3 protein-coding genes are annotated in these 1,121 nt (G+C 44.5%); 2 read left to right on the top strand and 1 reads right to left on the bottom strand.

What is annotated here, in order from left to right:
- Together A3739_RS06000 and A3739_RS05995 are read left to right on the top strand one after the other, a co-directional pair.
- On the top strand, positions 1-239 hold a 239-nt coding region (locus A3739_RS06000; protein ID WP_156502391.1), incomplete at its 5' end, for a tetratricopeptide repeat protein.
- A gap of 75 nt (positions 240-314) precedes the next feature.
- Complete coding sequence (locus A3739_RS05995) at positions 315-851, top strand: transposase (protein ID WP_068500680.1); 537 nt, start codon at positions 315-317, stop codon at positions 849-851.
- Positions 852-899: 48 nt separating this feature from the next.
- Here the strand turns inward: A3739_RS05995 and A3739_RS05990 are convergent.
- A partial coding sequence (locus A3739_RS05990; protein ID WP_068500677.1) for a helix-turn-helix domain-containing protein occupies positions 900-1,121 on the bottom strand: 222 nt, incomplete at its 5' end.

Here is a 1,121-nt window from a genome sequence, read left to right as displayed (position 1 = left end):
TCGCTGCCTTGAATAATTTGGGGTGGATTTACTTTGAACGCGGCGATAAGAAAGCACTTGAGCTGTTGAGCCGTGCCGCGGAACTCGCTCCAAACAGTGCGGCAGTTCTTGATAGCTATGGATGGGTGTTGCACAAGTTTGGAAGAACTGAAGAAGGCTTGCCTTACCTTGAGAAAGCGGCTGCCTTACAGCCAGATAATGCCGAGATTCAAGGACATTTCTTAGAAGCTAAAAACTAAGTTTAATATTGGGGTCAGAGTAAAAGTACTCTGACCCCAGTTTCAAACAAAGCCAAATAGTATCAAGGAAGATCTATGGCTCGCTCACTCCGTCAATGCCCTGCGGGTATGACGCAGCACCTCATTCAAAGGGGCGTTAATCGCCAACCTTGTTTTATTGATACACAAGATTATGTCGCATATGCCTCATGGCTAAATGAATACGCGCGAACGTTTGATGTACATATCCATGCTTGGGTCTTCATGACCAACCACGTACATTTGTTAGTCACGACGCATACTGATAAGTCAATTTCTCAGATGATGCAGTGTTTGGGACGTCGTTATGTGCGTTATTTTAACCATAGGTATGAGCGATCAGGTACTTTGTGGGAAGGGCGCTTTAAGTCCTTAGGGATTGAGGATGACTCTTATGTACTTGCTTGTCAGCGTTACATCGAACTGAATCCGGTTAGGGCTGGAATGGTTAAGTCAGCGAGTGATTATTTTTGGTCTAGTTACAAAGTTAATGCGCTAATAAAATCTAGTTTGCTTTGGACTGCTCATCGAAGCTATTTGTCCCTCGGAGAGGATCATGAAAGTTGCGCTAGGGCATATCGTAATCTTTTCTAGCGTGATAAACATTGGGGTCAGAGTAAAAGTACTCTGCCCCCCATGTTTTTACTCAGCTTCAATGCCGTGTTTTTCGAATAATGAATACAGCGTCGGACGTGTAATACCGAGTATACGAGCCGCTTTTGCCATATTCCCATGTGAGCCTTTAATCGCTTGCAGGCATGCTGTTTTTTCGGCCTGATCGCGGATTTGCTTCAAATTCAAAGAGCCTTCTGGAAGGCTAGCTTCCGAGCTTTCTAGCTCTAAATCTTCAGCACTTACGTTCAT

The sequence above is a fragment of the Oleiphilus sp. HI0067 genome (assembly GCF_001635735.1).
This window is presented reverse-complemented; position numbering and strand designations above follow the sequence as displayed.